The organism is Streptomyces sp. RKAG337 (genome assembly GCF_023701715.1).
Taxonomy (GTDB): domain Bacteria; phylum Actinomycetota; class Actinomycetes; order Streptomycetales; family Streptomycetaceae; genus Actinacidiphila.
Genome location: NZ_JAJOZA010000001.1, coordinates 6,591,851 through 6,613,779 on the forward strand (window position 1 = coordinate 6,591,851; position 21,929 = coordinate 6,613,779).

General features: G+C 74.8%; 16 protein-coding genes and 2 pseudogenes. 11 read left to right on the plus strand and 7 right to left on the minus strand.

From position 1 onward, the window contains the following. The first annotated feature begins 177 nt into the window (after nt 1-177). The 4 genes from LNW73_RS29275 to LNW73_RS29290 all read left to right on the plus strand — a co-directional run bounded on the left by LNW73_RS29275 (nt 178) and on the right by LNW73_RS29290 (nt 5,062). Nucleotides 178-1,605 carry a HEAT repeat domain-containing protein gene (locus LNW73_RS29275; RefSeq protein ID WP_250991958.1) on the plus strand — a complete coding sequence of 476 codons (1,428 nt, stop codon included), beginning with the start codon at nt 178-180 and terminating at the stop codon, nt 1,603-1,605. 157 nt (nt 1,606-1,762) lie between these two features. Next, entirely contained in the window at nt 1,763-2,884 is a 1,122-nt protein-coding gene (locus LNW73_RS29280) for a glycosyltransferase family 4 protein (protein ID WP_250991959.1), read from the plus strand. Then, entirely contained in the window at nt 2,881-4,080 is a 1,200-nt protein-coding gene (locus LNW73_RS29285) for a glycosyltransferase (RefSeq protein ID WP_250991960.1), read from the plus strand. The genes LNW73_RS29280 and LNW73_RS29285 overlap by 4 nt, the downstream gene beginning before the upstream one ends. A gap of 43 nt (nt 4,081-4,123) precedes the next feature. Further along, the gene (locus LNW73_RS29290) at nt 4,124-5,062 is read left to right on the plus strand and encodes an SGNH/GDSL hydrolase family protein (RefSeq protein ID WP_374118217.1); all 939 of its coding nucleotides are present in this window, start codon (nt 4,124-4,126) and stop codon (nt 5,060-5,062) included. Here the strand turns inward: LNW73_RS29290 and LNW73_RS29295 are convergent. The 4 genes and pseudogenes from LNW73_RS29295 to LNW73_RS29305 form a co-directional block, all read right to left on the minus strand. Then, nucleotides 5,059-5,943: a biotin-dependent carboxyltransferase family protein gene (locus LNW73_RS29295; protein ID WP_250993077.1), complete on the minus strand. Its 885-nt coding sequence runs from the start codon at nt 5,941-5,943 to the stop codon at nt 5,059-5,061. The genes LNW73_RS29290 and LNW73_RS29295 overlap by 4 nt on opposite strands. Nucleotides 5,944-5,963: 20 nt before the next feature. Continuing rightward, nucleotides 5,964-6,307: pseudogene (locus LNW73_RS36730) on the minus strand (5-oxoprolinase subunit B family protein). Then, nucleotides 6,193-6,579, minus strand: a complete 387-nt coding sequence (locus tag LNW73_RS36735; protein WP_374118297.1) for a hypothetical protein — start codon at nt 6,577-6,579, stop codon at nt 6,193-6,195. Before LNW73_RS36735 ends, LNW73_RS36730 begins: the two are co-directional and overlap by 115 nt. Further along, nucleotides 6,576-7,349 carry a LamB/YcsF family protein gene (locus LNW73_RS29305; RefSeq protein WP_250991961.1) on the minus strand — a complete coding sequence of 258 codons (774 nt, stop codon included), beginning with the start codon at nt 7,347-7,349 and terminating at the stop codon, nt 6,576-6,578. Before LNW73_RS29305 ends, LNW73_RS36735 begins: the two co-directional genes overlap by 4 nt. A gap of 71 nt (nt 7,350-7,420) precedes the next feature. Here LNW73_RS29305 and LNW73_RS29310 point away from each other — a divergent pair, with 71 nt between their 5' ends. The 3 genes and pseudogenes from LNW73_RS29310 to LNW73_RS29320 all read left to right on the plus strand — a co-directional run bounded on the left by LNW73_RS29310 (nt 7,421) and on the right by LNW73_RS29320 (nt 14,803). Beyond that, a complete protein-coding gene (locus LNW73_RS29310) occupies nt 7,421-8,962 on the plus strand; it encodes a hypothetical protein (RefSeq protein WP_285369421.1) in 1,542 nt (513 codons plus the stop codon). A 64-nt stretch (nt 8,963-9,026) separates the two neighbouring features. Continuing rightward, nucleotides 9,027-9,926, plus strand: a pseudogene (locus LNW73_RS29315) (hypothetical protein); the annotation flags it as partial. Nucleotides 9,927-10,063: 137 nt separating this feature from the next. Then, nucleotides 10,064-14,803, plus strand: a complete 4,740-nt coding sequence (locus tag LNW73_RS29320) for a hypothetical protein (RefSeq protein ID WP_250991962.1) — start codon at nt 10,064-10,066, stop codon at nt 14,801-14,803. Between the two features lie 106 nt (nt 14,804-14,909). Here the strand turns inward: LNW73_RS29320 and LNW73_RS29325 are convergent, their stop codons facing one another. After that, nucleotides 14,910-15,197 (minus strand): hypothetical protein, encoded by a 288-nt coding sequence (locus tag LNW73_RS29325; protein WP_374118218.1) that lies wholly within the window; start codon nt 15,195-15,197, stop codon nt 14,910-14,912. 375 nt (nt 15,198-15,572) lie between these two features. On the opposite strand from LNW73_RS29325, the gene LNW73_RS29330 reads away from it, so the two are divergent. Genes LNW73_RS29330 through LNW73_RS29345 form a run of 4 tightly spaced genes read left to right on the plus strand, consistent with a single transcriptional unit; the run spans nt 15,573 to nt 19,495 of the window. Further along, nucleotides 15,573-18,062 carry a sensor histidine kinase gene (locus LNW73_RS29330; RefSeq protein ID WP_250991963.1) on the plus strand — a complete coding sequence of 830 codons (2,490 nt, stop codon included), beginning with the start codon at nt 15,573-15,575 and terminating at the stop codon, nt 18,060-18,062. Beyond that, complete coding sequence (locus LNW73_RS29335) at nt 18,059-18,481, plus strand: roadblock/LC7 domain-containing protein (protein ID WP_250974712.1); 423 nt, start codon at nt 18,059-18,061, stop codon at nt 18,479-18,481. The genes LNW73_RS29330 and LNW73_RS29335 overlap by 4 nt, the downstream gene beginning before the upstream one ends. A 32-nt stretch (nt 18,482-18,513) precedes the next feature. Beyond that, nucleotides 18,514-18,906 (plus strand): DUF742 domain-containing protein, encoded by a 393-nt coding sequence (locus LNW73_RS29340; protein ID WP_250991964.1) that lies wholly within the window; start codon nt 18,514-18,516, stop codon nt 18,904-18,906. After that, on the plus strand, nt 18,887-19,495 hold the full coding sequence (locus tag LNW73_RS29345) for a GTP-binding protein (protein WP_138357787.1): 609 nt from the start codon (nt 18,887-18,889) through the stop codon (nt 19,493-19,495). The genes LNW73_RS29340 and LNW73_RS29345 overlap by 20 nt, the downstream gene beginning before the upstream one ends. A gap of 10 nt (nt 19,496-19,505) precedes the next feature. On the opposite strand, the gene glpK is transcribed toward LNW73_RS29345, so the two are convergent. Together glpK and LNW73_RS29355 are read right to left on the minus strand one after the other, a co-directional pair. Beyond that, the gene (gene glpK, locus LNW73_RS29350) at nt 19,506-21,038 is read right to left on the minus strand and encodes a glycerol kinase GlpK (RefSeq protein ID WP_250974710.1); all 1,533 of its coding nucleotides are present in this window, start codon (nt 21,036-21,038) and stop codon (nt 19,506-19,508) included. Nucleotides 21,039-21,049: 11 nt separating this feature from the next. Further along, nucleotides 21,050-21,781 (minus strand): MIP/aquaporin family protein, encoded by a 732-nt coding sequence (locus LNW73_RS29355; RefSeq protein ID WP_250991965.1) that lies wholly within the window; start codon nt 21,779-21,781, stop codon nt 21,050-21,052. Nucleotides 21,782-21,929 lie beyond the last annotated feature (148 nt).

A 21,929-nucleotide genomic window follows, 5' to 3' on the forward strand; every position in this document is an offset into this window, starting at 1 on the left:
CCTCTGGCGGCCCGGAGCGACACGGGCGGGGAAACCTCGGTAGGCTGCGGCCCGCCCCGGCCCCACACATTCCCACCCCTCCGCCAGGCTTGAAACGCCCGGTGGCCGGTAAGGATGCCGGGCACCCGCAGCGGAAATCCCGTTGCCTTGGAACTCCCCGCACCGGATGCTGACCTCATGTTCGACCCAGACATAGCGCCCAGTGGAACCCTTCTCGGCCTCCTCCAGCGAGGACGCGGAGACGGGACCCTGCATGCCCTGGCGGCGCAGCGGGCAGATGCCCTCGCCGCTCTGGAGCAGTGCGTCCTGCGTGACCCCCGCCTCGACTGGCGGGTGGAATCGCGCTCCCTCTATTACGCGCGGCTGTACTCCGAACTGGAAGCCGGGCTCGACGGGATCGAACAGCACCTCTTCCATCCGGACGACCTCCTGGACCCCGACGAGCACCGCTGCGGTCTCGCGCTGTCCGTCCTCGGCCACCTCGCCGGCTACGGGCGCGGTGACGCCCTGCGCCTGCTGCGGCGCTACGCGGCCACCGGCGGCACCTGGGAGTGGGCCCTGGACGAGCTGGCCGTCCGTGACGACGAACAGGGACTGCGCGGCCTCGGGCCCGCCCTGCTCGCCCGTTTCCCGGAGACCGCCGAGGGCGATACCGAGCTGGCCGCGGCCGTGCGCGAGGCGTACGAGCCCCGGCCGTGGCAGTTGTGGGCCGAGGACTCCCGGCACCCCGCGACCGCCGCCCGGGTCCGCAAGGCACTCGAAGAGGTGTCGTTCGACCGCTGGCAGCGCCAGCTGCGCCCGACGGGACCGACCCCCGGCTGGAGCGTGCGCGCCGTACTCGAATGGGCCGACGAGGGCCTCACCCAGTACCCGGCCGCCCACCGCGATCAACCCGCGGCCCGCTGCCTGGCCGCCGTCGCCGGACCCGAGGACCGCCCCGAGCTCGTCGCCGCCGCCCAGGACGGCCCCGCCGCCGCCCGCGCCGCCGCGCTGCGCCACCTCGCGGACCGGCAGGACCCGCAGGCCCTGGACCTCATCGAGGCCGCCGCCGCCAGTCCCGTGGACCTCGTCGTCAGAGCCGCCCTCGAATCGTTCGAGCGGATGCGCAACGACGACGCCATGGCCCGGGCCCGCTCCTGGTCCGAGCGCGAGGACGCGCTCGGCATCTCCGCCGCCCGCATCCTCGCCTGCCGCGGCGGCGACGAGGACACCGGCCGGGTGCTGGCCGGCCTGCGCAGACTCGTCCAGAGCGACGGCGCCGACGCCGAGGGCCTCGCCGTCCTCATCGAAGGCGCCGGCCGGCTCGCCATCGGCCGCTCGGCACCCGTGCTGCGCCACGTCTACCGCGAGACCTCCTCGTCCCAGCTGCGCGGCTGCGCCGCCCAGGCGCTGGCCGCCACCGATCCCGGCTTCGCCGCCGGCTTCGCGGTGGAGTGCCTGTGGGACTGCGAGGAGACGACGCGCGAACTCGCCGCCCACCAGGCCGCCACCGGAGACGTACGGGTACTGGCCCAGCTGCGCCGGATGGCCGCAGATCCGGCCGAGGAGGCCGAGGTGCAGACCGCGGTGCGGGGCCGCCTCAGCTCGGGCGAGCCGGCCCGCTAGAGCGCTTCTCCGACGGCCCCCCGCCTCTCGGCGGGGGGCCGTCGGCGGTTCACGGGACCGGATCGGGCGGCTCGGCCGCCCGAAGGGTCATCACGCGTTCCACGGCGGTATAGATCGACGTGGCCCTGTCAACGCTCGGCATGGCGACAACGTGGGTATGCGAGTTGCGATCGTCACCGAGTCCTTCCCACCCGACCTCAACGGAGTGGCGCACTGCGCGCTCCGTACCGCAGAGCACCTCGCCAGGCGCGGGCACGAGCCGCTGGTCATCGCACCGGCCGGGCCGAACGACGTACCGCCCGGCGACGACCCCTGCCCCGTCATCCGCGTCCCCTCCCTGCCGCTGCCCCGCTACCCCCAGGTACGGGTGGCCCTTCCGGGCCGCCGGACGGCCGCGGCCATCGCCGCGCACCGCGCCGACATCGTCCACCTCGCCAGCCCCTTCGTCCTCGGAGTACGGGGCATGGCGGCCGCCGAGCGGCTGCGGGTCCCGGCGGTCGCCGTCTACCAGACCGACCTGGCCGGCTACGCCCGCTCCTACCTCCCCGTCGGCGAGGCCGCCGCCTGGCGGCGCATCCGCGCCGTGCACGCGGCCGCCGCCCGCACCCTCGCCCCGTCCACCGCCTCGGTGCGGGAACTGGAACGGCAGGGCGTCCCCCGGGTGCACCTGTGGCCGCGCGGCGTCGACCCGGTGCGCTTCCGGCCCGGACTGCGCGATCCCGCGCTGCGCCGCACCCTCGCGCCGCGCAGCGAGCTGATCGTCGGCTACGTGGGCCGGCTCGCCCCGGAGAAGCAGGTCGGCCTGCTCGCCGGGGTCTGCGGGCTGCCCGGCGTCCGGGTGGTGGTCGTCGGCGACGGCCCCAGCGCCCCCGGGCTGCGCGCGGCGCTGCCGGGCGCGGTCTTCCTCGGCTCCAGGACCGGCGACGAGCTGGCCAGGATCTTCGCCTCGTTCGACGTCTTCGCGCACACCGGCCCCTTCGAGACGTTCTGCCAGACCGTCCAGGAGGCGATGGCCAGCGGGGTGCCGGTGATCGCCCCCGCCGCCGGCGGCCCGCTCGACCTCGTCGCGCACGGACGCACCGGCCTGCTGGTGCCGCCCGGAGACGCCGACGCGCTCTGCGACGCGGTGCAGCTCCTGCAGCGCGCACCGGCGCTGCGCGCGCGGTACGGGGCGGCCGGCCGCGCCGATGTCGCCACGCGCACCTGGGAGGCGGTCGGCGACCAGCTGCTGGACCACTACGCGCAGGTGCTCAGCGCCCGTACGGCGGTCGCGGCATGAGCCGGCCGCTGCGGATCGTCCGCCTCGCGAACTTCATCACCCCCGTCTCCGGAGGGCTGCGCACCGCTCTCCAGCACCTGGGCGAGGGCTATCTCGCGGCCGGCCACGAGCCGGTCCTCATCATGCCGGGAGCCGCGTCCCCGGAACGCCCGGCGATCCGCGCGGAATCCACCACCCAGGGGAAGGTCATCACCCTTCCCGGCACTCCGATACCCGGCACCGGCGGCTACCACGTCCTCGCCCGCAGGCAACCGGTCGAGGCGCTGCTCGACGCGCTCGCCCCGGACCGGCTGGAGGTCTCGGACCGTACGACGCTGCGCTGGACGGGGGAGTGGGCCCGCAGGAACCGGGTCCCGTCCGTCATGGTCTCCCACGAGAGCGCCGACGCCGTACTCCGTACCTGGGGGATGCCGCCGGGCGCCGCCCGGGTCGCGGCCGACCGGCTCAACCGCCGTACCGCACACGCCTACTCACGGGTCGTGTGCACGACCGGGTGGGCCGCCGCCGAGTTCGAACGCCTCGGGGCGCGCAACGTCGTACGGGCCCCGCTCGGCGTGGACCTCGACCGTTTCCGCCCGGCGCTCCGCGACGGCGCGCTCCGGGCGCGGTACGCGGGCGGCGCCGCGGTGCTGCTCGTGATGTGCTCGCGGCTGTCGGCCGAGAAGCGGCCGGGCCGCGCCCTGGAGGCCCTCGCGGAACTCCGGCGGCGCGGGGTCGACGCGGCGCTCGTCGTGGCCGGGGAGGGCCCGCTGCGCGGCCGCCTGGAGGCGCGGGCCCGCGCCACGGGGCTCCCGGTCACCTTCCTCGGCCATGTGGCCGACCGCGACCGGCTGGCCGCCCTCCAGGCCTGCGCCGACATCGTCCTCGCCCCCGGCCCCGCCGAGACCTTCGGACTGGCCGCCCTGGAGGCGCTCGCCTGCGGCACCCCCGTCGTCGCCAGCGCCCTGTCCGCACTTCCCGCCCTCATCGGCCCGGCCGGCGCCGGCGCCACCGACGGCCGCGCCTTCGCCGACGTCGTCCAACGCCTGCTGGCCCGGCCCGAGTCCGCCCGCCGCGCCGCCGCCCGCCACCAGGCCGAGCGGTACGGCTGGCCCGCTGCCGTCTCCGCGTTCCTCGCCGCCCACGAGGCCGCGCCCCTGATCACGACCTCTCCCTTCGGCGCTCTGCCCGCCCGCACACCGGGAGCCACGCCATGACCCGCCGCCGCCCGCTGTTCACCCGGGGCGCGGGGGAGACCCCGTGAGCGCCCCCGTACTGGCCCCCAACCCCCGGCCGGGCGGCCGGCACGACCACCCGCGGGCCGGACGCCCGGCGGACGGGCACCCGCCGGAGATCCGCTTCGCCGCGCTGGGCGACTCGCTGACCGAGGGACTCGGCGACCCGGGCCCCGACGGGCGGTGGCGCGGCTGGGCGGCGCTGCTCGCGCCGGGGCTGGGGGCCGGGCCCCGCGACGTGGAACTGCTCAACTGCGCCCACAGCGGCGCGCTCACCTCCGACGTGGCGGGGCGGCAGCTCGACGACGCGCTGCGTTTCCGGCCGCATCTGGCGTCCGTCCTGATCGGGGCCAACGACACCCTGCGCGGCTCGTTCGACATCACCGTCGTCGCCCGGCGCCTCGATGTCGTCATGGGCGCGCTGCGGGCCGACGGCTCCGGCGTTCTGACGGCCTGTCTCCCCGACCCGGGCCGCGCCATCGGGCTGCCCTGGCCGCTGGCCCGTCCGCTCGCCCGCCGGATGCGGGCGGTCAACCACGTGGTGCACGTCCTGTCGCAACGGCACGGCGCACTCCATCTGCACGCGGCGGACCGGCCGTGGACGGCGGACCGTGCCGCGTGGAGCGCGGACCGCCTGCACCCCAGCGAACTCGGGCACCGGCTGCTGGCCGGCGAGTTCCACGCCCTGCTCACCGTGCACGGCCTCGCCGCCGGCGAGCCCCCGCACCCCGACCCCGCCGGTCCCGGCCCCTCGCGGGCGGCGGGCGCCTGGTGGATGGCGACCCGCGGCACCCAGTGGATCGCGGACCGCTGTACGGATCTGCTCCCCGGACTCCTCCGGCTCGCCGCCGCGGAATGCCGCCACCGGGCGGCCGGCACCACCCACATCCTGGACACCCGGGTCCACGACCTGACCACCCGGGCCCTCGCCCCGCTCGACCAGGGCCGGTCCGGCATGCCCTAGCCGCGTCCGAACCCGCGCCCGCGCACCGGGAGGAACCGTACGGGCGTGCCGGGGACGGCCTGCGCCGCCGCGGCGAGCCGCGGCTCCGGCACGACGCCGATGACGGGATAGCCGCCGGTGGTGGGGTGGTCGGCCAGGAAGACGACGGGGCGGCCGTCGGGCGGCACCTGGACGGCGCCGAGCACCATCCCCTCGCTGGGCAGCTCGCCGTCGAACGCCCGCCGCAGCGCCGGGCCTTCGGTGCGCAGCCCGATGCGGTTGGAGGCGGCGGAGACGGTGTACGCGCCGGCCGCCAGCAGCCGTGGCGCGTCCTCGGCGAACCAGTCGTCGCGCGGCCCGAGCACGAGGGGCAGGACGAGTTCGGCCGGCGGGGCGGGCCACGGGATCGTGTCGGCGTCACGGGACCGGCCGCCGGGCGCGCCCAGCGGGAGCGTGTCGTGCTGCGACAGCGGCGGCGGGCCGAGCCCCGAGAGCAGGTCGGCGGAGCGGCTGCCGAGCACCGGCTCGACGTCGACGCCGCCCGCGAGCGCCAGATAGCAGCGCAGCCCGTCCTCGGCGGCGCCGAGTTCCAGGACGGCGCCGGCCGGCACCAGGACCGCGGCGCCCCAGGGGGCGGGGCGGCCGTCGATCCGGACCGCGCAGGGCGCGCCGGTGACGGCCGCGACGACGGGGCGCTCCGTCCGCACCGCGCAGCCGTTGACGGTGGTCTCCAGGGTCGCGGCCCCGTCCGGGTTGCCGACCAGCCGGTTGGCCCGGCAGTGCGCGGGCGGGTCGAGCGCCCCGGAACGCGGCACACCGAGGTGGGCGTGGCCCGGCCGCCCGAGGTCCTGCACCGTCGTCAGCGCACCGGCCCGCACCACCAGCACCGACCCCCGCGTCATGCCGCGCCCCTCGTGCTCCGTCATGACGCGTCCTGGGTGAAATGCACCTGAGTGCCGGGGGCCAGCAGTGCCGCCGGCTCGCGCCGCGGGTCCCACAGGACGGCGTCGGTGGTGCCGATCAGCTGCCAGCCGCCGGGGGAGGAGCGCGGGTAGACGCCCGCGTACGGCCCGGCCAGCGCCAGCGAACCGGCGGGAACCGAAGTGCGGGGGTGGCCCGGCGCGGTAGGTGCCGGTGCTCGGGGAGCCCGGTCAAGTACCCGAAACCGGGAGCGAAGCCGCAGAACGCCACCCGGAAGACGAGGCCGCCGATGATCTCCGGGACCTCCTCGGGCCGCACCCCCCACAACCCGGCGACCTCCGCCAGATCGGGCCCGTCGTACCGCACCCGGATCTCCGTCTCCGCCCCGCCTCCGCCGTCAGCGGCGGGACGGTCCACCTGGCCAGTTCCACGGCGAGCGCGCGCGGGTCGTCCAGGCCGTCGAGCAGGACCGTGCGGGCCGCGGGCACGATCTCGCGCACCTTCGGCAGCGTCCCGGCCGCCCGCCGCAGCAGCAGCTCGGCGTGGAACGCCCCGACCTCGCCGTCCGCGTCCAGCTCCACCAGCAGCGCCCGTTCCCCCACCGGGAGCGTCCTCATGCGAAGGGCCGCAACGAGACGCCCGCGTCCTGGAGTTCGCGCCGCACCCGCCGCGCGAGGTCCGCCGCGCCGGGCGTGTCGCCGTGCAGGCACAGCGACCGCGCGCCGGCGGCGATCCGCCGGCCGCCGGCCGCGACGACCTGTCCGTCGCGGGCGACCGCCAGGGCCTGCCCGACGACGGCGTCGGCGTCCTGGAGCACCGCGCCCGCCTCGCCGCGCGGCACGAGGGTGCCCCGCTCGGTGTAGGCCCGGTCGGCGAACGCCTCGGCCACCGCCGTCAGACCGGCCTTCTCCGCCGCGGCCAGCAGCTCGGAGCCGGGCAGCCCCAGCACCGGCAGCCCGCCGTCCGGCCCGCCGGCCAGCAGGACGCCCGCCACCACGGCCGCCGCCTGCGCCGCGTCGCCGACCGTCCGGTTGTAGAGCGCGCCGTGCGGCTTGACGTACGAGACCCGTGAGCCCGCCGCCCGCGCGAACACGTCCAGGGCGCCGATCTGGTAGGCGACTTCGGCGGCCAGCTCGTCCGGCGGCACGTCCATGGCGCGCCGCCCGAAGCCGGCCAGGTCCCGGTAGGAGACCTGCGCGCCGATCCGTACGCCGCGCTCGGCGGCGAGCGCGCAGACCCGCCGCATCGTGACCGGATCGCCCGCGTGGAAGCCGCACGCGACGTTGGCGCTGGTGACGACGGAGAGCAGCGCGTCGTCGTCGGTGAGGGTCCACCGGCCGAAGCCCTCGCCGAGATCCGCGTTGAGATCGATGACCATGTCCGCCATGGTGCTGCATCGGGAACGGCTCTGCTACGGGTGACTTGTGGCCGGGCGGGTGATCCGTGCCGTTTCGTTCGATGTCGGTGGCACCGCCTAATGTGTGCGTCGTGACCGTAACCACCCCGTACCCGACGACGGGCGCGCCCCGCCCCGCCCCGGGCCCGGCCGCCGACGAGGGCCTGGCCCGCCGCCTCAAGGCGCTCGCGTGCACCGCGCCGCTGCACGACCTGGACGTGCGCAAGGCGAACCTGGCCGGCGAGTACTCGGTGTACGCGATGGCGGAGGTGGCGCTGTCCGCCATCGACATGGTCACGCTCAACATGGACTTCGACACCGGCGCGGACCCGGAGCAGATAGTGACCAGGCTGCTGCCCCGGGTCGCCGCCCAGTCACCCCGCCGGCCCGTCGAGGAGCACGAGCGGGTGGCCCGCTGGGTCCTGGAGAACCTGATCAACGTCGGCAGCGTGGACCGCGGCTTCCGCGCGGTCTACGGCACCTTCGGCCCGGACGGCGCGTACGTCCGCCGCGACTACGACTTCAAGCTGATCGAGGAGGTGCCGGGCCCCGGCGGCGGTGTGTACCTGCGCACCACCGACGAGGCGGTCAACGTCCTGGTCGGCGCGCTCGACACGGACGTCACCAGCGCCCAGATCGCCGCCGAGGTCAAGCTGGAGGTGCTGATCAGCCGGGGACGGCTGGCGGACGCCCAGCTCGCCGCCGAGCAGGCCCGCTACCGCACCGTGCAGTACGCGGAGACGCTGCGCCGCGCCCTGGAGGCGACCCGGCGCAACGTCCGGGCGGTGGACTGGCTGCGTGCCGTCCCGGACATGATCGCCGAGGCGCTCGACCACGTCGCCGACCGGTACCGGCACGAGAACGCGATCCTCACCAACATCCGCAAGGCGCGGGACGAGGCGGAGGACCCGGAGCACAAGCGGCGGGCCGCCGAGCTCGTCGACATCGTCAAGGACTGCATCCGCCGCCACACCCAGCTGCAGTCCCGGCTGCTGGAGGCCGGGCCGCTGTTCCGCGCGGAGCAGGACCGGCAGGCGTTCGCCTCGGCGCCCGCCCGGGCCGGGCTCGATCTGTACGGGCAGCTGGTCGCGCCCGTCCTGCCGCTCCCCGTCGAGCAGGCGTCCCGGGTCACCGACGCCTTCTTCGCCCGGGGCGCGGGCCTGCGCACCCCGCCCGCGGTGCGGATCTGCGACCTGGTGGACGTGCTGCTCACCCCGCCCACCGAACGCGAGCACCTGGGCGCGGCGATGCCGGAACCGGACCTGGTGGCCACCCCCGCCGACAGCCGCTTCACCGAGGAGCAGCTGGAGAGCGCGCTGGAACTGCTGGACCTGCCGGACGACGCGCCGCGCCGGCTGTCCGGGCTGCTCGCCGACGCCCGCCGCCGTGACCCCGAACTGCCCTACCTCGTCGCCCTGCTGGCCGTGCACGCCGCCAGCCCGCCGGTCGGCACCGCCTACCGGCAGGGCGAGCCGCGGCTGCTGTTCTCCGTCGACGACGGCGAGGAGCTGACGGATCCGGAGTTCGGCGGCGCCGACCTGATCGTGGGCACCGCCCGGCTCGACACGGCCGGCATGGCCGCGGCCCGTTCGGAGATCGCATGACAGCCACCGCACCCACCAGCACCCCCGAGCAGCCATCCGCCGTCCGCCCCGAGGAGATCCACCCGTGACCGAGTACCGCGACGCCGAGACCGCGCCGCCGGCCGCGTACGGCGATGCCGCGCCGGCCGCGCGATCCGGCGCCCCGTCACCCGTCACCGCGGCCGACGCGGCGGACGCCGCCCGGCTGGTCTCCTACGGGCTGCAGCCCAAGCTGCTGCCCGCCCGTGACGCGGAGTACGCGGAACTGATCCGCAGACACCGTGAGGAGCCGGCCTTCGCCCGCCTCGCGGACGCCGTCGCCGCCGGGCTCGGCCTGATCGTCCTGGAGGTGTCGCCGCGCGCCGGGATGGCCGTGGCCGCCGCCGAGGACTCGGTGTTCGCGGTCCGGATGGGCGAGTACTCGCGGCGGGCCGCCTCCGACGCCGCCGACCGCTTCCTGCACGGCCTGGCGCACCTGGCCACCGCCACCATGGCGTTCCCCCGCCCCGAGGACCTCGCGGACGACGGCTACATCGGCCGGATCACCGTCAACGGCATCGACGGGTTCGTCCGCCAGGCCTGCCGCCGGCTGGAGGAGCGTGCCGAGGAGCAGGGCGAGAACACCGACCCGGCCAGCGACGCGCCCGGTCTGGAGGCGGCCTGGCGGGTCTGGACGCGCCGCAGCGCCACCGGCGCGACCAAGGACGCCCGGCGGCTGGCCGGTTCCACCACCGGCATCGTCGGCAAGGCGGTCGCCTTCCTCGTCGACTCCGGCTTCCTGCAGCGCACCGGGGACGACGCGGGCGGCACGTTCCGCACCACGGCCCGGTACCAGCTGCAGGTCCGGGACATGGCGGGCAGCGCGGCCATGGCGGAACTCCTGGAGCTGGGCGTCGTCCCGGTGAGCGACGGTTCCGCGACCCTGCTGCCGCCCGACGACACCGGGGAGCTGGACCTCGTCGCCGAGGCCGGCCTGCCGTTCCACGAGAGCGACAGCCACCGGAACGACGGTCACCGGAGCCTCGGCCGCGAGAGCCGGCACAGCCAAGAAGACCAGCACAGCCACTCCTGAGCCGCACCCACCCGCGCGCCCACCCGCGCAGATAACGAGAGTCCGCCGCCATGTACGAGCTGTCCCGGCTCCGCCTGTACTCCATCGGCCCCGCCGGTGCGCGGTACGCAGACACCGTCCTGGACCTGCGGGGTGTCGGCGCGCCCGTACCGCAGCCCGCGCCCGCCCAGGCCGAGTTCTTCCAGGACGAGCCGACCGGCCCGCTGCGCCGCCCCGCCCCCGCGGGCGTCCTGTTCCTGGAGAACGGCGGCGGCAAGTCCGTCCTGCTCAAGCTGATCTTCTCGGTGATGCTGCCCGGCCACCGCAACACCCTCGGCGGGGCCAGCTCGGGCGTGCTCCGCAAGTTCCTGCTGGCCGACGACTGCGGGCACGTGGCGCTGGAGTGGCAGCACACCGTCACCGGCGAGCTGGTGGTCGTGGGCAAGGTCAGCGAGTGGCGCGGCCGCCAGGTCTCCTCCGACCCGCGCAAGTTCGCCGAGGCCTGGTACTCGTTCCGCCCCGGCCCCGGGCTCAGCCTGGACTCGCTCCCGGTCGCCGAGTCCACCGCCGTCCGGCCGCCCGCCGAGGGCGCCTCGGGCGCGACGGGCCGCCGCCGCACCATGAAGGGCTTCCGCGACGCCCTCACCGAGGCCGGCAAGTTCTACCCGCACCTGGACGTGGTGTGGGAGGAGATCCACGACCGGTGGAACGAACACCTCGGTGAGATCGGCCTGGACCCGGAGCTCTTCCGCTACCAGCGGGAGATGAACGCCGACGAGGGCGAGGCGGCCGGGCTCTTCGCCGTCCGGCACGACTCCGACTTCGCCGACCTGCTGCTGCGCGCCGTCACCGACACCCGGGACACCGACGGACTCGCGGACCTCGTCCACAGCTTCGCCGGCAAGCTCGGCCGCCGCGCCGAACTCACCGCGGAACGCGACTTCACCGCCGGCTCGCTGGAGCTGCTGGAGCGGATCGTCGAGCACGCCAGCGCCCGTGAACTGGCGCGCGGCATCCACACCCAGTCCGAGCGCCGCACCCGCGCCCTGGCGCGCCGGCTGTCCGCGCGTGCCCGGGAGGAGCGCGGCCGCGGCGCGGAGCTCGCGCAGAACACCGACCGGGCCGCCCAGGCCGTCACCGACGCCGACCGGGCCCGCGGCCGCGGCGCCCTGGTGGCCGCCGAACTCGCCTACCGGCACGCCTCGCTGGCCCTCGCCGCGTCCGACAAGGGAGCGGCGGGACTGCGCCGCGAACTCAACGAGGCGCGCACGCTGCACTCCGCCTGGCAGGCGGCCGAGACGGTGCTGCGGCACCGCGCCGCCGGTGACCGGCTGGCCCGGGTCAGCGCGGCCATCCAGGAGGCCGAACGCGACGCGGCTCCCGCGCTGGCCGCCCGCACGCTGGCCGCCGGCGACCTGGTGCGCGCGCTGCACGCGGCGGCGGACGGCGCCGACCAGCAGGCGGACCGGGAGGAGGAGCGCTCCGCCGCCCTCCAGGAGCAGTCCATGGCCGCCCACCGGGACGCCACCGCCGCGGCCACCGAGGCCCAGCGGTCCCGCAGCGAGGCCGGCCACCTCGGGCAGCGGCTCGCCGAGGTCGCGCAGGAGACGGTCGAGGCCGTCAGCGCCGGCTGGCTCGACGACTCCGCCCCTGACGCCGATCCGGCCCGCGCCGCCCTGGAGGCCTCCGACGCCGAGCGCGTCGCCGCCGCCGGCGCCGAGACCGCCCGGGAGACGTCTCGTCAGGCCGCGGAGCACGCCCGTGAGGCCGCCGCGGCCGAGTCCAGGGTGGAACTGGCCGCCGCCCGCGCCGCGGACGCCCTGGCGGCCGCCGAGGCCGCCCACTCCGCCGACTTCCGTGTCGCCGAGGCCCTCGCGGCGGAACCGCGGCTGTCCGAACTCCTCAGCCTGCCGGGCCCGCCCGCGGCCGAGTCCGTCACCCGGGACGCCATCCCCGGCCCCCGTGGCTCGGCGGCCCCCGCCGGCGACCGGCACCGCACCGACGCCGCGCCCGCCGCACCGCACCGGCCCGACGCCGGCCCGCTGGGCGCCATGGAGCTGGACGCGTTCGCCGAACCGCTGCGCGAGCTGCTGGACGGCACCGTCGCGGCCGCCGAGCGGCAGCTGTTCGACCTGCGCACGACGGCCGCCGACGACGCGCGGATCCTGGCGGCGCTCGGTGACGGCGGTCTGCTGCCGCCCGGCCCTGACGTGCTGGCCACCGTGGAGTACCTGGGCGAGCACGGCATCCCCGCGCTGCCCGGCTGGCGCTACCTCGCGCAGGCCGTGGACCCCGCGGACCACACCGCCGTGCTGTCGGCGCGCCCGGAGCTGGTGGACGGGGTCGTCGTCACCGACCCGGAGACGTACCGCCGGGCCCGCGAGGTCCTCGCGCAGGCGGCCCTGCTGCCGCGCTCGACCGTGGCGGTGGGCACCGCCGCCGCCCTGCTCGCACCGACTCCCTCGGGCGGCGCCGCGTCCGATGTGTTCCTGGTACCGCCGAACCCGGCGATGCACGACGAACTGGCGGCCGACGGCGAACGCCAGGAGCTGCGGACCCGGGCGAGCGCCCGGGAGGCCGAGATCCGCGCGCTGGCCGCCCGGCTCGGCCATGACCGGACGCTGGCCGCGCGGCTCGCGTCCTGGCGGTCCGGCTGCCCGCAGGGTCGGCTCGGCCAACTCGCGGCGGCCGTGGAAGCGGCCGTGGAGGCCGTGGCGGCGGCCCGCGCGGAACTGACCGAGGTGCGCGCCCGGCGCGCCGAGGCGGACGAGGTGTCGGCCGAGGCGGCCAGGGAGCGCGACGCGCGCCAGGACGCGGCGCAGCAGGCCCGGCGCCGCGCGGACCTGCTGGCCGGGCTGGCCCACCGGCTGCGCGAACGGGCCAACTGGCAGCGCCGTACCCGGGAACTGACCGAGGACGCGTCCGAGGCCGAGGCCCGCGCCGAGACCTGTCTCGCGCTGGCCCAGGCGGCCGACGAGGACCGCAGGGCCGCCCAGCGCGGCGCGGACGACGCCCGCCGCACCGCCCGGGTGCTGCGCGCCGAGCGGTCCGAGATCGCGGGCGCGCCCGACGAGCCCGCGCGGGACGCGGCGCCGCCCTCCGGCGAATCGCTCCCCGCGCTGCGCGAGGCCTACCGTGCGGCCTCGCAGCTGTACGAGCAGGTCGGCGTCGGCGCGGACCTGCGCGCCGAACAGGCCCGCGCGGAGAGCACCGAGAGCTCGGCTCTCACCGAACTGGACCGGCTGACCAACAAGGTCCGCAGCCGCGCCGCCCAGCTCCTGGAAGGTTCCGACGGCGCCGACGGCCCGTCCCGGCAGGCCGCCGCGGCCCGCGCAGAGCAGCTCGTCCAGACCATCGAGGCCCGTGCCTCGGCGGCCAGCGAGCAGCTGGGCCGGCTGCGCGGCGAATCCGAGCGGCTCGCCCCCGCCACCGGGGAGTCGCACACCGAGCTGCCCGCCGAACTGCTGCCGCGCGACGCCGGGCACGCCCAGGAGCTGCTGCGCGGCGCCAACGGCGAGCTCGCCGCGCGCACCGAGGCGCTGGACGAGGCCCGGGGCGCGCACGCGGACCTGGTGCGCTCGCACCGGGCCGCGGAGGACGCGGCCGGCGGCTTCGACGAACTGGCCGCGCTGCTGCGCGATCTGCTCAGGGACGGCCCGGCGACCCACGAGGAGGCCGAACCGGAGCCGGAGCCCTACGCGGGCACCCTGGAGGAGGCCCGTACGGTCTCCGCCGAGGTCCGCCGGAGCCTGCGCGGCTGCGCCACCGACCTCTCGGCGGCCGAATCGCAGCTGCGCGAGGCGTCCGACATCCTCGTCCGCCATGCCAACGCCGCCCGGTTCGAGCAGGTCAGGACCCCGGCCCGGCAGCAGATCCGCGAACTTCCGGCGGCCGGGCTGCCCGAGCACGCGGCGGCCTGGGCGGTGGCGTTCGCGCCGCGGCTGCGGGTGCTGACCGACGAGATGGAGCAGTTGGAGCGCAACCGCGACAGCATCGTGGACCGGCTGCGCGGCCTCGTCGAGTCCTCGCTCGCCACCCTGCGCTCCGCCCAGCGGCTCTCCCGCCTCCCCGAGGGGCTGGGCGACTGGTCCGGGCAGGAGTTCCTGCGGATCCGCTTCGAGGACCCGGACCACGCGGCGCTCACCGAGCGCCTCGGCGAGGTCATCGACGAGGCGACGAGCTCCGCCGTCCGCAAGAACTCCGACCTGCGCAGGGACGGGATGTCCCTGCTGCTGCGCGGGGTCGCGGCGGCGCTCCAGCCGAAGGGGATCTCCGTGGAGATCCTCAAGCCGGACGCCGTACTGCGCGCGGAGCGCGTCCCGGTGGGTCAGATGGGCGATGTGTTCTCCGGCGGCCAGCTGCTCACCGCGGCCATCGCGCTGTACTGCACGATGGCGGCGCTGCGCAGCAACGACCGGGGCCGCGACCGGCACCGGCACGCCGGCACGCTCTTCCTGGACAACCCCATCGGCCGGGCCAACGCGACGTATCTGCTGGAGCTGCAGCGGGCGGTCGCCGACGCCCTGGGCGTCCAGCTGATCTACACCACCGGCCTGTTCGACACCACGGCGCTCGCCGAGTTCCCGCTGGTCGTCCGGCTGCGCAACGACGCGGACCTGCGCGCCGGGCTGAAGTACATCACCGTCGAGGAGCATCTGCGGCCGGGCCTGCCCGTCCAGGACACCGGCAGTGAGACGGTGCACGGGGAGATCACGGCCACCCGGATGTTCCGCCGCCCGCCGGAACTGCCGCGACCGCAACCGCAGTCGCGGGAGGCCTCGTCGCAGGAGGCGCAGCCGCAGCCCCGGTAGCCGTACCCGGGCCGGGACGGGAGCGGGGGACCGGTGGTCGGGTCCAGGGTCCGGATCCGGCCTCGGGGCCCTTCACGGCCGGTTCAGCGGCCGCCGCACGGCCCGTTCAGGCCCGCGACAGCGACCGGGGTATGTGCCCGCGCGGCTTCGGCTTCGCCGCGGTCCGTTCCCTGCGCCGTGCCCTGCGGCGCTCCCGGCGCAGCGCCCGCGCGGCGCTGCTCGGGCTGGAGACCACGCCGTTGCGCTGGTTCCACACCTGCCGGGTCACCCACACGTCCAGCACCGCCCAGGTGGCCACGATCGTGCTGACCACGGTGAAGATCATGGCCGGTGCGGAGAACCAGGACCCGCCGAAGGTCAGCAGTGTGGTGATCACTGCTTCTATGAGGGTCACGGACGCGATCATCACGGCACGGACGGCAGCGGCCCGGACAGGATCAGCCATCCGCGGGGTACCGACGGGATCTTCGACCCACAGGGAGAGGGGTTCTGTGTCCATGGAAGGTGACTGCCCGCAAATCGCCCTCGACATTCCGCAGTACCTTTCCAGCCACTCGCCGCAACGGTGCATCGCGCCCGAACCGGGGTGTCCCGCACCACCTTGCCATCCGGGTTGCCCGGATTAAACCCGAAAACGAGCCATCGTCGAATCTGGCCGACGTACTCCAGCCACCGGACTGGCTTTCGAGTTACCTGTGAGGCAGTAGTAGGCTCGCGCAGATTCCATGCGATCGAACACCCCCCGAACGGGGCTGACGTTGGGGAGGCCATGCGCTTTCGCGGTACGACGATCCGCCGGAAGATCGTGGCGCTGCTGCTGATTCCGCTGGTGTCGCTCACAGCCATCTGGGCATTCGCCGCCACGCTCACCGGCCGCGAGGTCTGGGGTCTGCTGGACATCGAGCACATCGTCAACGACGTCGGCTACCCGACCGAGGACGCGGTCCAGGCCCTGCAGCAGGAGCGGCGCGCCGCCATCCTGTATCTGGCCGACCCCCGCCGGTCGGACTTCAAGGCCGGGCTGGCCAAGCAGGAACAGGCCACCGACAAGATGCTCGCCCGGTTGCGCTCCAACGCGTTCGACTCGGGCGTCAGGGATGACCTCAGCGGCGACGCCAAGCTCCGACTGGACGCCGTGACGCAGGGGTTCGAGGACCTGCCCGCGCTGCGCGCCAAGGTCGACGGCCAGACCATCACCCGTAACGACGCCTTCGGCGCCTACAACACGATGGTCGACCCCTGCTACGACTTCCTCGACTCGCTCAACCCGCTGAACAACGTGGAGATCGACAAGCAGGGCCGCGCCCTCATCGCGGTCACCCGGGCCCGCGACGCGATCAGCCGCGAGGACGCGCTGCTGGCCGCGACCATCAGCGCCGGCCGGATGAGCCCGGAGGAGCTGCGCTCCTTCACCTTCGCCGTCGCCGAGCAGCGGGCCTACTACGACGACAACCTCAAGCTCCTTCCCGAGGACGAGCGGACGCTCTACGACGAGTACTGGCGGGGCGCCAACGGCAAGGCGCTGCGCACCGCGGAGGACTCCGTGATCGCCGCGGGCGCCGCCGCCGCGCCGCGGGCCGCCGACCGGGCCTCCTGGCTCGGCACCGCGACCACCGCGCTGGGCGACCTCGACCGGATCGGTGTCCAGGCGGGCGACCTGCACAAGAAGCGCGCCGAGCCCTACGCCCTCAAGCTGCTGATCATGGCGGCCGTCGCGGGCGGCCTCGGCCTGATCGCCGTCTTCGCCTCGCTCTTCGTCTCGGTACGCATCGGCCGCAGCCTGATCCGCGACCTGTCCGGGCTGCGCAAGGAGGCCCAGGAGGTCTCCGGCACCCGGCTGCCGCGCGTCATGCGGCGGCTCGCCGCCGGCGAGAAGGTCGACGTCGAGACCGAGGTGCCGCGGCTGGAGTACACCGACGACGAGGTCGGGCAGGTGGGCAAGGCCCTCAACACCCTGCAGCGCGCCGCCGTCGAGGCGGCCGTCCGCCAGTCCGACATGCGGCGCGGCGTCTCCGACGTCTTCGTCAACCTCGCCCGCCGCAGCCAGGTCCTGCTGCACCGCCAGCTCACCCTGCTGGACGCCATGGAGCGGCGCACCGAGGACACCGAGGAACTCGCCGACCTCTTCCGGCTCGACCACATGACCACCCGTATGCGGCGGCACGCCGAAGGCCTGGTGATCCTCTCCGGCGCCGCGCCCTCCCGGCAGTGGCGCAAGCCCATCCAGCTCATGGACGTGGTGCGCGCGGCGGTCGCCGAGGTCGAGGACTACGAGCGCATCGAGGTCCGCAGGCTGCCCAGGCTGGCGGTGGCCGGCTCGGCCGTCGCCGACGTGACGCACCTGGTCGCCGAACTCATCGAGAACGCCGCCGTGTTCTCCCCGCCGCACACCGCGGTCCGGGTGCACGGCGAGCACGTCGCCAACGGCTTCGTCCTGGAGATCGACGACCGCGGCCTCGGCCTCACCCCGGACGCGCTGCTGGAAGCGAACCTGCGGCTCGCCGAGACCCCCGAGTTCGAACTGTCCGACACCGACCGCCTCGGCCTCTTCGTCGTCAGCCGGCTCGCGCAGCGGCACGGCGTACGTGTCTCCCTGCGCCTGTCGCCGTACGGGGGCACCACAGCGGTCGTCCTCATCCCGGCCACGCTGCTCACCGATGCCGGTGAGGACACCGGAGCGACCCGCCTCGGCGGGATCCTCGGGGCGGAGGAGATCGACATGGATTCGACCGGAACCGAACTCTCCTTCCGGCAGTGGGGACTCGAGACCGCCGGGAGCGAGAACGGCAGGGAGCACGCCCAGGTGCCGGACACGGCCCCGGACCCCGCCGGCCCCGGTTCCGGCGGCGCCGACGGCGAACCGCTGCCGTTGCCGCGCCGCCGCCGTACCGCCCCGGTCCTGGTCTCGGACCGCGGCCGGCCGGTCGCGCCGCCGACCGTCCCCGCGGCCCGCTCCGCGGAGCCGTCCGGCCCGTCGGGACCGACGGCGGCCCTGCTGCCGAAGCGCGTCCGGCAGGCCAACCTCGCCCCGCAGCTACGCGTCGAATCCGCGTCGCAGGACACCGGGACCGCGGCGCGGCCCGGCGCCGGGGCACCGCGCGAACGCACCGCCGACGAGGTGCGGGACCGGATGGCCGCGCTGCAGCGCGGCTGGCAGCGCGGGCGCGAACACGACATCGCAGAAGACAGCGTCGGCCCGCACGGCCCGGGCGACGAACACACAGCACCGAGAACGACTCCTGAGGGGAACGGTCGATGACCGCACCATCGAGCCCGACACGCGAGCTGAGCTGGCTCCTTGACGACCTGGTCACCCGCGTGGCCAGCATCCGCAAGGCCCTGGTGCTCTCCGGCGACGGCCTGGCGATCGGCGCTTCGGACGGACTGACCCGCGAGGACTCGGAACACCTCGCCGCCGTCGCCTCCGGCTTCCACAGCCTGGCCAAGGGCGTCGGCCGGCACTTCGACGCGGGCGGGGTCCGGCAGACCATGGTGGAACTGGACGAAGCCTTCCTGTTCGTGACCGCGGCCGGCGACGGCAGCTGTCTCGCCGTCCTGACCGACGCCGACTCCGACGTCGGGCAGGTGGCGTACGAGATGGCGCTGCTGGTCAAGCGGGTCGGCGCCCACCTGGGCACCGCGCCCCGCACCGACAGCGGCGCGGCCCTCAGCGGCTGACGGCATGACCTGAGGACGGGGTACGGGGTGACATGACTTCAGAAAAGGACCGATGGTACGACGACGCCGCCGGCCCGGTGGTGCGTCCGTACGCGATGACACGCGGCCGCACCAGCCATGCCGCCGAAGGCCGGCTCGACCTCATCGCCCTGGTGATGACCGAGCCGGAGGGCGAGGACGGCGCGGCCGAGGGCGACCACACCCTGTCGCCCGAGCACCTCGACATCGTCGACCGCTGTCAGCTGATGGCGACCTCGGTCGCCGAGCTGGCGGCCGACCTCGATCTGCCGGTGGGCGTGGTGCGCGTGCTCGTCGGCGACCTGCTGGACGCGGAACTCGTCCACGTCAGCATGCCTGTTCCGCCGGCTGAACTGGTGGACGAGAGCATTCTTCGAGAGGTGATCAATGGGCTTCGGGCGCTCTGACCGACGCCGCAGGTCCGCCCCCGATCCGGTAGCGCTCAAGCTGCTGGTCGCGGGCGGTTTCGGGGTCGGCAAAACGACGTTGGTGGGTGCGGTCAGCGAGATCAGGCCGCTGCGCACCGAGGAACCGCTCAGCGAGGCCGGCCGGCCGGTCGACGACATCCACGGTGTCGAGGCCAAGAGCACGACCACCGTCGCCATGGACTTCGGGCGGATCACGCTCCGCGAGGACCTGGTGCTCTACCTGTTCGGCACGCCGGGACAGGACCGCTTCTGGTTCCTGTGGGACGAGCTGGCGCAGGGCGCGCTGGGCGCGGTCGTGCTGGCCGACACCCGCCGCCTGGAGGACTGCTTCGCCGCCGTCGACTACTTCGAACGGCGCGGCATCCCCTTCACGGTGGCCGTGAACGTCTTCGACGGCGCCACCCAGCACGCGACGGAGACGGTCCGCGACGCGCTGGACCTCGACCCGCACGTACCGGTCGTGATGTGCGACGCGCGGGACCGGGCCTCCGCCAAGGAGGTGCTGATCACCGTGGTCGAGCATGCCGCGAAGGTGGCGGCGGACCGCCGGGAGCCCGCCGCCACCTGATGCCTGAGGTCTAGGGCCGGTCGTCCTGGCCGTCCTCGTCCTGCCAGCCGAAGCTGCGCTCGACGGCCTTCTTCCACCGCCGGTACTCGCGCTCCCGGGTCGGCTCGTCCATGCCCGGGGTCCACTCCGTGTCGCGCTTCCAGTGCGCCTTGAGCGTGTCCAGGTCCGGCCAGACCCCGGTGGCGAGGCCGGCCGCGTAGGCGGCGCCCAGACACGTCGTCTCGGCGACCACCGGCCGGATCACCGGCACCCCCAGGACGTCCGCCTGGTGCTGCATCAGCAGGTTGTTGACGGTCATGCCGCCGTCCACCCGCAGTGAGGTGATCCGCACCCCGGAGTCCTGGTACATCGCGTCGACGACCTCGCGGGTCTGCCAGCTGGTCGCCTCCAGCACCGCCCGCGCCAGGTGCGCCTTGGTGACGTAACGGGTCAGACCGGTGATCACCCCGCGCGCGTCGGAGCGCCAGTACGGGGCGAACAGGCCGGAGAAGGCGGGCACGATGTACGCGCCGCCGTTGTCCGCGACGCTCGCGGCCAGCGGTTCGATCTCGTCGGCGGAGCGGATGATGCCGAGCTGGTCGCGGAACCACTGGACCAGCGCGCCGGTGATCGCGATCGAGCCCTCCAGGCAGTACACCGGCGGCTCCCCGCCGAGCTGGTAGCCCACGGTGGTGATCAGGCCGTTCTTGGAGGGCACCGGCCGGGTGCCGGTGTTGAGGAGCAGGAAACTGCCGGTGCCGTAGGTGTTCTTGGCCTCGCCGGGTTCGTAGCAGGTCTGCCCGAACACGGCCGACTGCTGGTCGCCGAGCGCGGCGGCCACCGGCACCCCGGCCAGCTGCCCGACGGCGGTCCCGTAGACCTCGGAGGAGGACCGTATCTCCGGCAGGATCGCCTCGGGGATGTTCATCGCGCTGAGGATCGACGGCTCCCACTGCAGCGTTTCCAGGTTCATCAGCAGGGTGCGCGAGGCGTTGGTGACGTCGGTGACGTGGACGCCGCCGTTGACACCGCCGGTCAGATTCCAGATCAGCCAGGAGTCGATGGTGCCGAAGGCGATCTCGCCGTTCTCGGCGCGCCGCCGCAGGCCCGGCACGCTGTCCAGCAGCCAGGCCGCCTTCGGCCCGGAGAAGTAGCTGGCCAGCGGCAGGCCGGTCAGCTCGCGGAAGCGGTCCTGGCCGTGCTGGCCGCCGAGTTCGTCGCAGAGCGCGGCGGTGCGGGTGTCCTGCCAGACGATCGCGTTGTGCACGGGCCGGCCGGTGGCCCGGTCCCACAGCACGGTGGTCTCCCGCTGGTTGGTGATGCCCAGCGCGCTGAGCTGGTCCGCGCGCAGCCCGGCCTTGGCGAGCGCGCCCGCCACCACCGCCTGCACCTTGGACCAGATCTCGGTGGCGTCGTGCTCCACCCAGCCGGGCCGGGGAAAGATCTGACGGTGCTCGCGCTGGTCGACGGCGACGATGGAGCCGTCGGTGTCGAAGACGATGCAGCGGCTGGAGGTCGTGCCCTGGTCGATGGCGGCTACGTACGTGACGGACTCGTCGCTCATGACGGCTTCCCTTAGAACGCGGCGTTGTAGAGGGCTCCCGAGAGCGCGCCGCCGATCAGCGGACCGGCGACCGGCACCCAGGCGTAACCCCAGTCGGACGTGCCCTTGTTGGGGATGGGCAGCAGTGCGTGGACGATGCGCGGGCCCAGGTCGCGGGCCGGGTTGATGGCGTATCCGGTGGGTCCGCCGAGCGACAGCCCGATCCCGACGACCAGCAGGGCGACGATCAGCGTGGTGGTGCCGGATTCGCCCAGGCCCTTGTTGCCGGGGATGGCGAGCACCGGCAGCACGAGTCCCATGGTGGCGATCACCTCGGTGACGAGGTTCTGCCAGGGGACGCGGATCTCGGGGACGGTCGAGAAGATCCCCAGGGTGCCCAGCGGTTCCTCGTCCTGGCCGGTGTTGGCGGCGAACTGGCCGTAGTAGGCCAGCCAGGCCAGGGCCGCGCCGGCCATCGCGCCGATCAGCTGTCCGGCGAGGTAGTACGGGGTCTGGTCCCACTGGCCGGTGTCGATGGCGATGCCGAGGGTGACGGCCGGGTTGAGATGGCCGCCGGACAGCGGCCCGGCGGTGTACGCCCCGGCGAGGACCCCGAAGCCCCAGCCGAAGGCGATGACGATCCAGCCGGAGGCTCTCGCCTTGGAGTGCTTGAGGGTGACCGCCGCGCAGACCCCGGCGCCGAACAGGATGAGGATCGCGGTACCGATGATCTCGCCCAGGAAGACGTCTCCGCTGGAATGCATGGCGGGCTCCTTCGTGCGGGCTGCACTGACCGGGCTTGTGCCATCCGAAGAGCGCGCGCGACATCACCAGCGGTGGAAAGTGACCTCCCGCGGGCCTGCGCACCACCGGAAGTGTTCACCTGGTGTGATGGAGCGTCAAGGCCGCGAG

What these genes read in the sequence shown, in the direction of transcription:
- LNW73_RS29305 (WP_250991961.1), bottom strand. Translation starts at nt 7,349, where the DNA reads ATGGCGGACATGGTCATCGATCTCAACGCGGATCTCGGCGAGGGCTTC.
- LNW73_RS29330 (WP_250991963.1), top strand. Translation starts at nt 15,573, where the DNA reads ATGCGCTTTCGCGGTACGACGATCCGCCGGAAGATCGTGGCGCTGCTG.
- LNW73_RS29310 (WP_285369421.1), top strand. Translation starts at nt 7,421, where the DNA reads ATGTCGGTGGCACCGCCTAATGTGTGCGTCGTGACCGTAACCACCCCG.
- LNW73_RS29335 (WP_250974712.1), top strand. Translation starts at nt 18,059, where the DNA reads ATGACCGCACCATCGAGCCCGACACGCGAGCTGAGCTGGCTCCTTGAC.
- LNW73_RS29355 (WP_250991965.1), bottom strand. Translation starts at nt 21,781, where the DNA reads ATGCATTCCAGCGGAGACGTCTTCCTGGGCGAGATCATCGGTACCGCG.
- LNW73_RS29280 (WP_250991959.1), top strand. Translation starts at nt 1,763, where the DNA reads ATGCGAGTTGCGATCGTCACCGAGTCCTTCCCACCCGACCTCAACGGA.
- LNW73_RS29320 (WP_250991962.1), top strand. Translation starts at nt 10,064, where the DNA reads ATGTACGAGCTGTCCCGGCTCCGCCTGTACTCCATCGGCCCCGCCGGT.
- glpK (WP_250974710.1), bottom strand. Translation starts at nt 21,038, where the DNA reads ATGAGCGACGAGTCCGTCACGTACGTAGCCGCCATCGACCAGGGCACG.
- LNW73_RS36735 (WP_374118297.1), bottom strand. Translation starts at nt 6,579, where the DNA reads ATGAGGACGCTCCCGGTGGGGGAACGGGCGCTGCTGGTGGAGCTGGAC.
- LNW73_RS29275 (WP_250991958.1), top strand. Translation starts at nt 178, where the DNA reads ATGTTCGACCCAGACATAGCGCCCAGTGGAACCCTTCTCGGCCTCCTC.
- LNW73_RS29340 (WP_250991964.1), top strand. Translation starts at nt 18,514, where the DNA reads ATGACTTCAGAAAAGGACCGATGGTACGACGACGCCGCCGGCCCGGTG.
- LNW73_RS29345 (WP_138357787.1), top strand. Translation starts at nt 18,887, where the DNA reads ATGGGCTTCGGGCGCTCTGACCGACGCCGCAGGTCCGCCCCCGATCCG.
- LNW73_RS29285 (WP_250991960.1), top strand. Translation starts at nt 2,881, where the DNA reads ATGAGCCGGCCGCTGCGGATCGTCCGCCTCGCGAACTTCATCACCCCC.
- LNW73_RS29295 (WP_250993077.1), bottom strand. Translation starts at nt 5,943, where the DNA reads ATGACGCGGGGGTCGGTGCTGGTGGTGCGGGCCGGTGCGCTGACGACG.